This window comes from Ancylobacter polymorphus (assembly GCF_030813495.1).
In the GTDB taxonomy this organism is placed as follows: domain Bacteria; phylum Pseudomonadota; class Alphaproteobacteria; order Rhizobiales; family Xanthobacteraceae; genus Ancylobacter; species Ancylobacter polymorphus.
Window position 1 is genome coordinate 55,530 of the sequence record NZ_JAUSUI010000012.1, and the last position, 13,082, is coordinate 68,611.

Below are 13,082 nucleotides of genomic sequence, written 5' to 3' on the forward strand. Positions count from 1 at the left end.
AAAGGGCACAGCGACGTGCGGCACCGTCATACCGGCGTCAACGCCGGGCCCTACACCTCGGCGCAACTCAGGAGCGCCCGAAATGAAACGCCTGCTGATGGCCACGCTGATCGCCGCCACGCTGCTGCCGGCGGCGACGCGGGCGGAACCCGTCGAACTCACGGTGATGAGCTTCAACATCTGGGGCGGCGGCGCCAATGCCGGCAAGCCCGTCGACGAGACGGTGGCTGTGATCAGGGCGGTCGACCCGGACATCGTCGCGCTGCTGGAAACCCGGCCGGAGCCGGACCCCTGCGACGCCGATAACTGCGTGCCGACCGGCCCCAGCGTCGCCAAGGAGATCGCCGGGCGGCTCGGCTATTTCTATTACGACCAGGCCAAGCAGAACCCGGCTCTGTGGGGCGGCGCGATCCTGAGCCGCACCCCCATCCTCCAGCCGACGGCGAACGATCTCGGCGTCGCGATCGAGGTGAAGGGCCGCAAGGTCTTCGCCTATGCGCTGCACCTGCCGGATTTCCCCTACCAGCCCTATCAACTGCTCGGCATCGACTATGGCCCGGCGCCGAAGCTCGCCACCGCCGACGGGGCGATCGCGGCGGCGAAGGCGGCGCGCGGGCCGGCCATCGACCTGTTCCTGCAGGATCTGAAGGAAGCGGACGGCGCCGACGCGGTGTTCGTGTTCGGCGACTTCAACGAGCCCTCGCATCTCGACTGGACCGAGGCGGCGGTGAAGGCCGGGCGCCAGCCGCTCGCCGTCGCCTGGCCGACCTCGCGGCGCCTGACGGATGAGGCCGGCTTTCTCGACCTGTTCCGCGTCGCCTATCCCGACCCGGCCGCCAAGCCCGGCATGACCTGGACCACCACCAGCGAGCCGACCGACCCGAGCGACCATCACGACCGCATCGACTTCACCTATGGCCGCGCCGCCGGCCTCACCGTGGTGAAGGCCGGCATTGTCGGCGAGAAGGCGCCGGAGGCCGACTTGGTGGTCACGCCCTGGCCGTCCGACCACCGCGCCAGCATGGCCGTCGTCCGGTTCTGATCACGTCGCCGCTGGCGGGGCTCACCCCACCAGCACCGCGTGATTGTCGTAGCGCGGGCCACCGGAGCGGCGGGCGACGACGCCGACGCCCTCGCCATCGGTGGCGAGCAGCACCGTCTCGCCGAGGCCGCTGGTGGCAAGGAACTGCCCGGCCTCCCGCGTCGGGGCAAGGCCGCAGCCATCGACCAGCGGCAGCGAGCCGATATAGCGCCCGTCGCGCCGCCACAGCGCCACCCGGTTGCCGCGCGGGCTGGCGGCGGCGACATAGGCGCCCGAGGCATCCAGCGCCACCGAGCCGACATAGGTGCGCAGCCCCCGCCACGCCTCGTCCGGCGCGTCGAAGGCCCGTAAGCCCTCCCCCTCCACCGCGTAGAGCAGCGGGCGGGCGACGCCGTCGGCAAGCAGGTCCTGCGCCGCCGCCACGGTGAATCCATCTCCACCTGAGGTAAGGTGGCGTAGCGACAGCGAGGCGAGGTCTTCGCTCAATTCCGCCACCGAGCGCACCGCGCCGCTCACAGGATCGAGCAGGGCGATACTGGCGCCCGCCACCTCGGCGCCGAGTGCTTCCGGCGTGTGCGGCTCGATACCGCCATTGGCGACAACAAGCGCCCCGGCAGCCGGCAGCATGTCGTGCGGGCCGATGCCGGCGGAGGCCCACTCCGCCTCCACCGCGAAGCCCGCCTCCACCACGCGCCGGGTGACGACGCCCCGACCGTCCGCGCGGGCGATCTCCACCGCGAGAAAGCGCGCTCCGCCGTCGATAAAGCGGCCATGGCCGGAGAACACCCGGCCCTCGCCAGGCTCGAACGTCGCCAGCACCGCGCCCGCACGGCGGTCGAACAGCACCGCGCAGGTGCCGGGCCGACGGGCGACGGCGATGGCGGTGCGCCCGTCCGGACTCGGCTCCACCCAGTGCAGGCGCTGCGCGCCGGAACCGACCGGCGTGGCGGCGAAGTCCGGGGCGACGACGACGGGCGCGAAGCCGCCCTCCACCCCGGCCGTCGCGAGCCATTCCGCCTCCAGCAGATGATCGCGCGCATGCGCGGCAACGCTGGCGAACAGCACACGCGGACCGGCCGCGAGGGCCCCCAGCGCCCCGACCAGTGAGCGTCGGGTCAGATCGACGAGGCCCATCCGCCCCTCCCTCAGTCGCCGTCGAGCGCGTTGAAGCCGATCGGCACGCCGAGGCCGGCGGCCAGCGGCCGGGCGACACCCGCCTGCGCCGCCTTGAACACCGTCACCGCCGCCTGCAGCGCCTTGCGGCCCTCAGGCGTGGTCGCCGCCGCGCCGATATCCTCCGGCAGGCCCTGCGCCGTCGTCTGCGCCGCCTGCAGCGTCGCCTGGAAGCTGGCGCGGTCCTTGGGATCGAGGCCGGCGCTGAGCGCTTCGCCGAGCGCGCTGGCACTGGTCACAATGGCGACGATGGTCTCCTTGGAAAGCCCGCTGCGCCGGCGGTCGGAGAGCAGCGGCTTGGCCTCGTCGGCGCTCTTGCCGAGCACCACCAGCAGGCGCTGATCGACCACGCGCTGATAGGCCCCGGCGAGGTCGGTGACGATCTGGCTGAGCAGCGCCTTGGGATCGGGGAAATAGACCGGATCGGCCTTGCCGGCGATGAGTTGCGCCAGCAGCCCGTCGCTGCGGCTGCCCCATCCGGCGCGGAGTTCACCGGCGATGGTGGCGAGGTTGAGCGCGACGGCACGGCCGAGCGCGCAGCGCCGCCCCGATTCCGGCCCCGCCACCAGCGCGGCCTCCGCCCCCTCGTCGTAAAGGATGCGCTCCAGCGCCGGCAGGCCCTGCGCGGCGGCGCTGAGGCGGAAGAAGCGCTGCGGCTGCAACCGCTCATCCGTCGGATCGGCGATCAGTTCGGCGACGGAGCGCCCGACGGCGTTACGTCGCTCCGGAAACAGGTTGAAGCGGTCCGGCCGCAGCGACAGGATGATCGGGCCGAAGGTGACGAACTCCACCGCCGACCAGGCCTCGGAAGCGGCGACGAAGCGTGCCTTCAGTTCAGCCACACCCGCGGCCGATGGCGCGGCGCAGAAGCCGTCCCATGCCGCCTGCTGCGCCTTGGCAGCCGCGAGCAGCGCATCGTAGCGCGGCAGCAGCCAGCTCTCCACCACATCAGGGGCGGAAACCGGCGCGGCATGAGCGCGGCCGACGAACAGGGTGGTGAGCAGGGAGCCGGCAGCGGCGACCGCCGGCATGCCCTGCGCCGCCTGCGCGATCTGGGTCGCCAGTGCCAGGGCCACGGCGAAGGGGGATCGGCTCATGGGCAGGGCCTCGCTTTAGAGAGAAGAGACATAGTCGATCAGCCGGGCGCGTTCGGCCGGCCCCAGCGCGTCAAAACGCGCGCGGGCGCCGGACGCCTCTCCGCCATGCCAGCGTACCGCCTCGGCGACATTGGCGGCGCGGCCGTCATGCAGCAGGCCGACGCCCCGCTCCAGCATGGCGGAAACGCCAGCCAGCGGGGCGGTGCGCCATTCGCCGGCCGCCGCGCCCGGCACGCCGGCGGGGTCGGCGAGCCCGTCGCCCATGTCGTGCAGCAGGACATCGGTGAACAGCGCCACCGTGCCGCCGTCGCGGGTTGGCAGCGACGGGCGATGGCAGGCGGCACAGCCGGTGGCGGCGAACAGCCGCGCGCCGCCAGTATCCGGCTCGTGCCCCGGCACCTTCAGCGCCCGGAGATAGACGACGAGGCGGCCGACAATGGCCTGCGAAATCTCCGGCTCGCCTTCGCCCTCGCGTCCATGCGGGGCGTTGCGGCAGGCGGTCTGCGCCTCGGTGCAATCGCCCCACGGTTCGGGCCGCAGCGGCGTCGACAGGCCGAGATCGAGCGAAAAGGCCTCCGACGCCTGACCGGCAAGCGTGGGGTGGCTGGCCTTCCAGCCGAAACGGCCAAGGAACGAGCCGCCCTCTGGCGTCTCGAACCGCCGGGCCCGGCCGCGCACGCCGTCGCCGTCGCGGTCCTCGGGGTCTTCCAGCGCCAGGATTGCGGCGTCGTCCACCAGTTCCAGCTTGCCGCGCCCGCGCAGATCCGGCGCCGCCCGCAGCGACATGTGGGTGGCGGGGTCGAGCGGCCCGTAACCCGGCGATTCCACGTGCGGAAAGCGCCGGCCGTTCTGGACCGCCACCGCGAAGGCGCCCTCGGCCGGCACGCCGGGCAGCGTCATGGTCTCCAGCCGGTGGCCATAGACGGGATCGCCGCCGCCGTCGGTGCGGAACAGGGCCAGCACAAGCCCTAGCCCCTGCGGCCGGCCGGCGGCGTCCAGCGCCGTCGTCCCGGCGCCGCCACCGGCGGGGTGGCAGGCCGAGCAGGAGCGCGCATCGAACAGCGGACCGAGCCCGTCATTGGCGCGGGTGGAGCTCGGCGCCGGCACCCAGGGCCGCTCGAACAGCGCCTTGCCGATGGCGGCGTCGAGCCGGGCGTCGTCGGCCGTGGCGGGCATGCAGGGGGCAATGAGCAGGGCGCCGAGGAGTACGACGTGGCCAATGAGGCCGCTGCGCGGAGTCTTTCCTGGGTCCCGGATCGGCGCCGCGCTGCGCGCCGCTTGTCCGGTCACATTCAAGTCGTCATCCCGGACGCCTGGAGGGCGATGCGGGATCGCAAGCCGGATGTGGGACGCGATCCCCGCTCTCCGGCTGCGCCTGCCGCCGGGATGACGGCACGGCAGCGCTTCTGAACCTTTGCCGCGATCCGGCGCGCGTGCGTCCATCACACCACCCGGAACCAGCCCATCATCCCGGTCTCCATATGCTCCAGGATGTGGCAGTGAAACACCCAGTCGCCGCGTGCGGCGACGAAGGCGGTCTCCACCGCCTCGCCCGGCTGCACCAGCACGGTGTCGGCGAAATGGCGCGGCAGGCGGCCGAGGCTGGAGGACATCACCTCGAAAGCGTGGCCGTGCAGATGGACGGGGTGGGGAAAGCGCGTCTCGTTCTTGATCTCCACCACATAGGAGGCGCCCTCCTCCATCCGCGCCAGCGGCGGCGGCAGATTGCGGCGTGTGCCGGTGGGCCAGGATTCCGACTGGATGCCCCAATAGGTGGTGGAGCCGACGCACAGGCTGTCGATCAGCGCCTTGGCGAGCGGATCGTCCGGCGGCAGGGCAATGTCCTTCACCGCCTGGTCGGTGGCCTGCTGCAGGGTGAAGGAAAACCGCGTCGCCTGCTTCAGCGCCGGCTTCGGCAGTTCAGCCTTGGGCAAAGCGAGCGGCCCCTTGCGCGACTTGCCCACCTTGCCGGCGGCGGTGAGGGTGGCGAACTGGTAAATGTCAGCGGCGCGATAATCGCCCACCGTCACCGGGGAGCCGTCGGCCGGCATGCGGATGTCGAGGTCGATGCGCTGGGCCGGGCCCATGCGCCAGATGCCGTCTGGCAGATCGTCGAGCCGGACCGGAGGCAAAGCATGGCCATCGACGGCGATGAGCCAAGCTTCGCCGCCCTCCACGCCGATATCCATGATGCGGGTGGAGTCGATGTTGAGGATGCGCAGGCGCACGTGGCCGCCCGCAGGCGCTTTCAACTCAACCGAGGCCGCGCCGTTCACCGTGCGGGTGGCGCCGAAGGTGCCGGCCTTGGAGGCACCGTCCGGCTCGGAGAGCGGCAGGTAGCTTCCGTCCTCCTTCAGCCGCCAGTCCTTCAGGCACAGCACATGCTCGGCATCGAAGACGGGGTCGCGCGAATCCTCGACGATCAGCACGCCGGCGAGGCCTTTGCCGGCCTGTCCGGTCTCGTCGCAATGCGGATGGAAGAAGAAGGTGCCGGGATCGTCCAGCGGCAGCAGATGCACGAAGCGCCCGCCCGGCTGCACCAGCGGCTGGGTCAGGGTGGGCACGCCGTCAAATTCATTCGGCATGCGGATGCCGTGGAAATGCAGGGTCGAGCCTTCGTCGATGCCGTTGACGAAAGTGGCCTTCAGCCGCGTGCCGCGCGGCATGCGCAGGGTGCGGAAGGGCGTGCCGTCATAGGCGAGGATGCGCGTCGCTGGACCTTCCGGGCCGAGGAGCTTCAGCTCCATCTCGCCGGCGGTCAGCGTCACTTCCTGCGTCGGCTTGAAGGCGGAAACGTCGAAAGGCGCGCGCGCGGCGCCGGTACGGCTCGGCGCGAGAAGCGCCATGCCGCCGAACGCCACGCCCGCGCCCAGAAAGGCGCGGCGCGAGAGACCCGCGCCGCCGTTGGTCATGGCCGTCTCACTCGCCGACCTTGGACGGGTCGTCGAGGCTGTCGGAGCCTTCGACCTTGATCTTCAGCTTGAGCGCGCCGACGACGCCCTCGATGGCGCGGGTCTGGGCGACGAGCGAATCGACGCCCTTCTGCACCAGCGCGTTGCCCTCGGCATTGCCCTCGCCGATCATCTGGTCATAGGCCTGCTTGCCGCTGTCGGCCTCGTCCTTGATCGCCTTGAGCGCGGCGAGCGCGGCGTCGATCTTGGCCTCGGCCTCGGCGGCAGCCTTCGGCGCCTTGGCGCTCGCATAGGCGGCGATGGACGCGCCCTCGACCACCGAACCGTCGACGCGGGTGTACTTGGCCCGATAGATCGAGGCGATGCCGACCTCGTCGTAATAGTGCGAATTGTGGGTGTTGTCGGAGAAGCAGTCATGCTCCTCCTCGGGGTCGTGCAGGATGAGGCCGAGCTTCATCCGCTCGCCCGCCAGTTCGCCATAGGACAGCGAGCCGAGGCCGGTGAGAATGGTCGCGAGCGCGGTCTTGTCCTTCTGCTTCACCACGGCGGCGCGGGCCTTGCCCTTCTTGCCCCACCACTTCGCCATGTCCGCGAGGTCGCTCACCAGAAGATCGGTGGCGGCCTTGAGATAGGCGGCGCGGCGCTCGCAATGGCCGTTGCTGCAGTTCTTGGTGTCGTAATCGGTCGCCGGGCGCTTGCCGGCACCGGGGCCGGTGCCGTTGAGGTCCTGGCCCCAGAGCAGGAATTCGATCGCGTGATAGCCGATGGCGACGTTGGATTCGACGCCGCCGGCCTCCTGCAGGCTGTCGAGCAGCTTCGGCGTGATGGTGGTGGCGTCGATGGTCTTCTTGCCGACGCGGATCTTGGTGTTGGCGATCACGTTGGCAGTGTAGAGCGGGTTCTCGTCGGACGCATCGCCATAGCTCTTGTCGACATAGTCGATCAGGCCTTCATCCAGCGGCCATGCATTCACGCGGCCTTCCCATTCATCGACGATGGGATTGCCGAAGCGAAAGCCTTCGGTCTGCTGGTAGGGCACGCGGGCGGCCTTCCAGGCGGCCTTGGCGGCGTCGAGATTGGCCTCGGTCGGCGTGGCGATGAGGGTGTTCACCGCGCTTTGCAGCGCCTTGGCGGTGGTCAGGCTGTCCGTGTACATCGCCTCGGCGATGTCGGCATAGGTGGCGACGATGTCGCGCACCTTCGGCGCCGGGGTATCGGCAGCGGCGGGACCGACGGCGAAAGCCGCTCCCAGCGCGATGGCCGCGACGAGCGGCGTGGCGAACAGTGATCTGACTCGCATCGTTGGTCTCCTCCCGCGCCCCAGGGCGCCTCAGCGGGAGACTCCTACGCCACGGCCGAAATCACCTGCAAGTGTTCGGTCGCAGATTGGAATTGTTTCACTTTGAAACAACAATCCAAATCTCATCATCCGACCCAGGCGCGCGGGAGAATACTTATTTTCAACCCGCCGCGGATGACGCAACGTCATGAAGCGGCTGCAAGGCGTCGGCGAGTTCGGCGTCGGTGACGGTGGCCAGCGGTTTCATCAGCTTGGCAGCTTCGGTGCGGCGGCCGGGACGCATCACCAGCACCACGGTCTCCGCACCACCGCAGGCGGGGTCGCCACAGGCGATCTCGCTGATGGAAATGGTGGTGTCTTCGCCCACCCCGAGAATTGCCCGCGCCTTGGCGGCGAGTTCCCGTGCGGCATCGGGCGCGGATTCCGCGCTGGCGCCACGGCGAAAAAACAGACGTGCCATCGTCACTCCCTGCGGCCCCGTTGCATCCCCCGGCAGGCTCGCGTCACAGCAGGTAAGCCCGCTTGCCAGGCGGCGCAAGCGGCGCTGGCAGCGGGACGCACTTCGCAAGTAAAAGTCGATACGTCTAGTTTAGAACTGTAACAATACCGGAAGATAAATGTTGTGAGCCGAACGGAACAAGAGTATCCACACTCACAACACCGCAGATGAGACGCGAATACATGACGCGCCACGACGTGCGGTGACGATTTCGCGAGGCCACTTCCCGGCAGGTCTCGTGAACCACGCGGGACGACGGCACGCGCTCCCTCAGCCGTCGTCCCGCGTCTCCTCCGCGGCGGGAGCCGCCGTCTCCCCCGCCTCCCATGTTCCGTCCCAAAGCGCCGGCGTCGGCAGGCCGAGATGGGCGAGCACGCCGCAGGCCGCCGCATGGCCGGTGGCGAACGAGGCCTGCAGCAGATAGCCGCCGGTCGGCGCCTCCCAATCCAGCATCTCGCCAGCGACGAATACGCCCGGGCACGCGCGCAGCATCAGCCGATCATCGACCATATCCCGCCTGACGCCGCCGGCCGTGGAAATCGCCCGTTCCAGACCGGCCATGGCGGCGACGTTGAGCGGCACGGCCTTGATCCGCGCCGCCAGCGCGGCCGGTTCCGGCGAAAGCGGGCCCGCCTCGCGCAGCAGGCCGGCAGCGGCGGGCGAAAGGCCGGCCGCCTTGCGCAGGCGGTTCGCCAGGGACTCGCCCTTGCGGGCGGCGGCCAAGCGCGCGGCAAGCGCGGCCTCGCTCATATCCGGCCGCAGGTCGACAAGCAGCGCCGCGCGGCCCTCAGCGGCGATCGCCTCGCGCAGCGCGGCGGAGAGCGCATAGACCGCGCCGCCCTCCAGCCCGGCGGTGTCGATCATCGCCTCGCCCCGCACCCGGCGCGTGCCGAGCGACAGCGCGATGCGCTTGAGCGGCGCGCCGGCGAAGCGGGTGCGGAACGGTTCCGACCAGGCGATGCGGGCGCCGCTATTGGCCGGGCGCAGCGGCGCGACCTCCCCCCCCTGCCCGCTCAGAATCTCCACCCAGCCGCCATCGCCGCCGAGACGCGGCCAGCTGGCGCCGCCGAGCGCGAGCAGCACGGCGTCGGCCACCACCTCCACCTCGCCCGTCGGCGTGGCGAAGCGCAGCGCGCCGGCTTCGCTCCAGCCGCGCCAAAGATGATTCCGGTTCAACGTGACGCCGAGCCTGTCGAGCCGCGCCAGCCACGCGCGCAGCAGGGGCGACGCCTTGAAGCTGCGCGGGAAGACGCGGCCGGAGGAGCCGACAAAGGTCGGCTCGCCCAACCCCTCCGCCCAGTCGCGCAGACGGGCGGGAGGAAAAGCGTCGAGCATCGGCGCCAGCCAGTCGGCAGCGTCGCCATAGCGGGCGAGGAAAGGCGAACGGGCCTCCGAATGGGTAAGGTTGAGACCGCCGCGCCCGGCAATGAGGAATTTGCGCGCCGGCGAGGCCATGCGCTCGAACAGCGAGACGCGACAGCCGGCCTGCGCCAGCCCCTCGGCGGCGATCAGCGCTGCGGGGCCGGCGCCGATGATGGCGATATGGGGAATTGCCGAGTCGCGGCAGGACTCTGCGGTCACCGGCTGACAGCCCGATTCAGCGCGGGCGGCGTTCCACCGTCCCATTCGCGATCCGACTCCGGAAGGCCGCCCAAGCTCATGATCCTTCACCCGATTTCCGGCGCGCAGGCATCGGTGATGCGCAAGCTCACCTGCGTGCGGCCCTGCCAGGAATCGAGGTCGAGCGTGCCGGCGACATGGAGCAACTGCCCCCGCGCCTCCAGCAGCGCGGCGCCGAGCGGGGTATCCACCGCACGGAAGGCGACGGCGGAAATCACCGCGCCATCGCTGCCGCGCAGCCGCACCCGCATCTGCCCGGCGCTGCCGGGCTCGGCATAGACGACGCGATGGGCGGGAAAGGCGAAGATGGGCTGCGGGTTGCCGGCACCGAACGGTCCCGCGCGCTCGACCAGCTCCACCAGTTCCGGCGTCGCCCCAGCGGCGGACAGCGCGCCGTCGATCAGCAGTTCATCCACCGCCCGCGCCTCTTCCACCGTGGCCGCCAGCGCCTGTTCGAGATAGGCGCGCAATTCGCCCAGCCGCTCACGCGCCACGGTGAGGCCGGCTGCCATGGCATGGCCGCCCCCCTTCACCAGAATGCCGGCCTCCACCGCGCCGCGCACCGCCCGCCCGACATCGACGCCGGGGATGGAGCGGGCCGAGCCGGCGCCGGTCTCGCCGGTGAAGGCGATGGCAAAGGCGGGGCGGCCGAACTTCTCCTTCAGCCGCGCCGCCACCAGCCCGACCACGCCGGGATGCCAACCCTGCCCGCTGGAGAGCACCACCGCGCCCGCGCCGGCGAGGCCCAGCGCGGCGTCAGCCTCCGCCTCGGCCTCGGCGACGATGGCGCGCTCCACCTGCTGGCGCTCCGTGTTGAGGCGGTCGAGCTCGGCGGCGATGGCCTGCGCCTCGATGGGATCGCGGGTCAGCAGCAGCTTGGTGCCGAGCGTCGCATTGCCGATGCGCCCGCCGGCATTGATGCGCGGGCCGAGCAGAAAGCCGAGATGCCACGCCTTGGGCGGGCCGGAGAGGCGCGCCGCGTCCATCAGCGCGGTGAGCCCCGGCCGCTCGCGCTTGCGCAGCTGGATCAGCCCCTTGGTGACATAGGCGCGATTGAGCCCAAGCAGCGGCACCACATCCGCCACCGTGCCGAGCGCGACGAGATCGAGGCTGGCGAGCAGATCCGGCGCCGGGCGCTCTTTGGTCCACCAGCCGCGGTTGCGCAGTTCGCGCAGCAGCCCGACGGCAACGACGAAGACCAGCCCGACGGCACAGAGATGGCCGAGGCCGGAAAGATCGTCGGCGCGGTTGGGGTTCACCAGCGCCGCCACCTCGGGGAGCGCCTCGCCGGCCTGATGATGGTCGATGACCAGCACGTCCAGCCCGATGGCGCGGGCACGGGCGAAAGGCTCGAAGCTCATCGTGCCGCAATCGACCGTCACCAGCAGCGTGGAGCCGCGCTCGGCCAGCGCCTCGATAGCGGGAATGTTCGGCCCGTAGCCCTCGAAGATGCGGTCGGGAATGTGGAAAGCAGGGTCGAGCCCGCCGGCGCGCAGCACTTCCACCAGCAGGGCAGTGGCCGTGGCGCCGTCGACATCATAATCGCCGAACACCGCCACCTTCTCGCCCGCCATCACCGCATCGGCGAGGCGGGCGACGCAGGCCGGCATGTCGGTCAGCGTGTCGGGATCGGGCAGCAGGCGCTTCACCGTCGGGTCGAGCCAGGCCTCGACCTCGTCGATGGCGACGCCGCGCCCGGCGAGAATGCGGGCGAGGATCTCCGGCACACCATGGCGCTGGACGATGGCGAGCGTGGTCTGGGCGCCGCGCACGTCGAGCCGCTCGCGCCAGAAGCGACCGGTGGCCGAACGGGTCACGCCGAGAAACGGACGCGGCGGCGGGGCGGCGGTGGGAAGGACGAGACTCATGGCGCGCAGGATAAGCCCGAACAACGCGCCCGCGTCGAGAGCCGCGCACGCAAAGAGGGACGCGGGGGCGTCATCGCGCCGTCACGCCGCCGTAACGCGAGGGACATGGGTGGCGGGCAGAAGGCGGGCTCCGGCCTCGCGCCGCATGCTGCTGACAAGGAGCCCCCCATGAATCGCCGCCTCCGCCTGTCCCTGCTCGCCGGCGCCGCGCTCGCGCTGCTCGCCACCGACGCCCGCGCCGACCAGACCTATCCCGCCACCCTCGCCGGCCATGCCGTGCTGCCGGCGGAAACCTTCATCGCCATGCCGGAGGACGCGCCGGAGGACCTCAAAGTGTCCGGCAAGTTCACGACCGGCACGCGCGTCGATGCCGTCGGCACGGTGGAAGGCAAGTCCGCCGGCCGCCCTACCGGCGTGAAGCTGCCCTTCAAGGGCCAGCCGGTGCAGGGCCACTCCGGCATCAAGGTGATGCCGGACGGCAGCTTCTGGATCATCACCGACAACGGCTTCGGCTCCAAGGCCAACAGCCCGGACGCGGCGCTGTTCCTGCGCCACTACACGGTGGACTGGGCCACCGGCACGTTCCAGCCGATCGAGACGGTGTTCCTCACCGATCCCGACAAGAAGGTGCCGTTCCGCATCGTTCATGAAGGCACGCAGAAGCGCTATCTCACCGGCGCCGATTTCGACATTGAGAGCTTCCAGATCATCGGCGACCACATCTGGATCGGCGAGGAATTCGGCCCCTATCTCATCAAGGCCGACAAGACCGGCAAGGTGCTCGGCCTGTTCGAGACCGTTGCCGGCGAGACGCCGGTGCGCTCGCCCGACCATTACGCCGTCGCCTCCCAAGCCGCGCCGAACGCGCCGGCCGCCTTCAACGCCCGCCGCTCCAAGGGCTATGAGGGCATGGCCGCCTCCAAGGACGGCAAATATCTCTACGCCCTGCTCGAAGGCCCGCTGTGGGACGCGGAGAAGAAGGACTGGCAGAAGACCGCGGACGGCAAGGAGTTCCTGCCGATCCTCGAATTCGACGTGGCGAACCAGAAGTGGACGGGCCGCATGTGGCAGTACGTTCTGGAGCAGAACGGCAATGCTATCGGCGACTTCAACATGATCGACGGCACCACCGGCCTGATCATCGAGCGCGACAATGGCGAGGGCACGGCCGACAAGGCCTGCGCCGCCGGGACCAAGGGGCCGGACTGCTTCCACGACCTCGCCAAGTTCAAGCGCATCTACAAGATCGAGCTGACCGACGCCAATGCCGGCCAGAGCGTGCGCAAGATCGGCCATATCGACCTGATGAAGATCGCCGACCCGGACAAGAAGGCGCGCAAGCCGCTGAATGACGGCGTGCTGACCTTCCCGTTCTTCACCATCGAGAATGTCGACGTGGTCGACGCCACCCACATCGTGGTCGGCAACGACAACAACCTGCCCTTCTCCTCCTCGCGCGATCCCGCGAAGGCGGACGACAATGAGCTGATCCTGCTCGAAGTGGGCGAGTTCCTGAAGGCCAAGTAAGCCGAGCGACGAAAGACCGGCCGGGGCGGCGACGCTCCGGCCGG

At 70.4% G+C, this 13,082-nt stretch carries 10 protein-coding genes; 2 read left to right on the plus strand and 8 right to left on the minus strand.

Annotated elements, in window-relative coordinates; all coding sequences use genetic code 11:
* The first annotated feature begins 82 nt into the window (after positions 1 to 82).
* Positions 83 to 1,042: an endonuclease/exonuclease/phosphatase family protein gene (locus J2S75_RS21165; protein ID WP_307023029.1), complete on the plus strand. Its 960-nt coding sequence runs from the start codon at positions 83 to 85 to the stop codon at positions 1,040 to 1,042.
* Between the two features lie 21 nt (positions 1,043 to 1,063).
* On the opposite strand, the gene J2S75_RS21170 is transcribed toward J2S75_RS21165, so the two are convergent.
* The 8 genes from J2S75_RS21170 to recJ form a co-directional block, all read right to left on the minus strand.
* Positions 1,064 to 2,176, minus strand: coding sequence for a DUF1513 domain-containing protein (locus tag J2S75_RS21170; RefSeq protein WP_307023030.1), 1,113 nt, complete (start codon positions 2,174 to 2,176; stop codon positions 1,064 to 1,066).
* A gap of 11 nt (positions 2,177 to 2,187) precedes the next feature.
* The gene (locus J2S75_RS21175; protein ID WP_307023031.1) at positions 2,188 to 3,312 is read right to left on the minus strand and encodes an imelysin family protein; all 1,125 of its coding nucleotides are present in this window, start codon (positions 3,310 to 3,312) and stop codon (positions 2,188 to 2,190) included.
* A gap of 15 nt (positions 3,313 to 3,327) precedes the next feature.
* A complete protein-coding gene (locus J2S75_RS21180; protein ID WP_307023033.1) occupies positions 3,328 to 4,488 on the minus strand; it encodes a di-heme oxidoredictase family protein in 1,161 nt (386 codons plus the stop codon).
* A gap of 266 nt (positions 4,489 to 4,754) precedes the next feature.
* On the minus strand, positions 4,755 to 6,224 hold the full coding sequence (locus tag J2S75_RS21185; RefSeq protein ID WP_307023035.1) for a multicopper oxidase family protein: 1,470 nt from the start codon (positions 6,222 to 6,224) through the stop codon (positions 4,755 to 4,757).
* 7 nt (positions 6,225 to 6,231) lie between these two features.
* Positions 6,232 to 7,524, minus strand: coding sequence for an imelysin family protein (locus tag J2S75_RS21190; RefSeq protein WP_307023037.1), 1,293 nt, complete (start codon positions 7,522 to 7,524; stop codon positions 6,232 to 6,234).
* 160 nt (positions 7,525 to 7,684) lie between these two features.
* Entirely contained in the window at positions 7,685 to 7,984 is a 300-nt protein-coding gene (locus J2S75_RS21195) for a hypothetical protein (protein WP_307023039.1), read from the minus strand.
* A 309-nt stretch (positions 7,985 to 8,293) separates the two neighbouring features.
* On the minus strand, positions 8,294 to 9,604 hold the full coding sequence (locus tag J2S75_RS21200; RefSeq protein WP_307023041.1) for a TIGR03862 family flavoprotein: 1,311 nt from the start codon (positions 9,602 to 9,604) through the stop codon (positions 8,294 to 8,296).
* A gap of 86 nt (positions 9,605 to 9,690) precedes the next feature.
* The gene (recJ, locus tag J2S75_RS21205) at positions 9,691 to 11,511 is read right to left on the minus strand and encodes a single-stranded-DNA-specific exonuclease RecJ (RefSeq protein ID WP_307023175.1); all 1,821 of its coding nucleotides are present in this window, start codon (positions 11,509 to 11,511) and stop codon (positions 9,691 to 9,693) included.
* 168 nt (positions 11,512 to 11,679) lie between these two features.
* Between recJ and J2S75_RS21210 the strand changes: the two genes are divergently transcribed.
* Entirely contained in the window at positions 11,680 to 13,038 is a 1,359-nt protein-coding gene (locus J2S75_RS21210; protein ID WP_307023043.1) for an esterase-like activity of phytase family protein, read from the plus strand.
* The last annotated feature ends 44 nt before the right edge of the window (positions 13,039 to 13,082 follow it).

Coding starts and splice junctions, on each gene's coding strand:
- J2S75_RS21170 (WP_307023030.1), bottom strand. CDS start 2,176: ATGGGCCTCGTCGATCTGACCCGACGCTCACTGGTCGGGGCGCTGGGG.
- J2S75_RS21190 (WP_307023037.1), bottom strand. CDS start 7,524: ATGCGAGTCAGATCACTGTTCGCCACGCCGCTCGTCGCGGCCATCGCG.
- J2S75_RS21180 (WP_307023033.1), bottom strand. CDS start 4,488: ATGCCCGCCACGGCCGACGACGCCCGGCTCGACGCCGCCATCGGCAAG.
- J2S75_RS21210 (WP_307023043.1), top strand. CDS start 11,680: ATGAATCGCCGCCTCCGCCTGTCCCTGCTCGCCGGCGCCGCGCTCGCG.
- J2S75_RS21195 (WP_307023039.1), bottom strand. CDS start 7,984: ATGGCACGTCTGTTTTTTCGCCGTGGCGCCAGCGCGGAATCCGCGCCC.
- recJ (WP_307023175.1), bottom strand. CDS start 11,511: ATGAGTCTCGTCCTTCCCACCGCCGCCCCGCCGCCGCGTCCGTTTCTC.
- J2S75_RS21175 (WP_307023031.1), bottom strand. CDS start 3,312: ATGAGCCGATCCCCCTTCGCCGTGGCCCTGGCACTGGCGACCCAGATC.
- J2S75_RS21185 (WP_307023035.1), bottom strand. CDS start 6,224: ATGACCAACGGCGGCGCGGGTCTCTCGCGCCGCGCCTTTCTGGGCGCG.
- J2S75_RS21165 (WP_307023029.1), top strand. CDS start 83: ATGAAACGCCTGCTGATGGCCACGCTGATCGCCGCCACGCTGCTGCCG.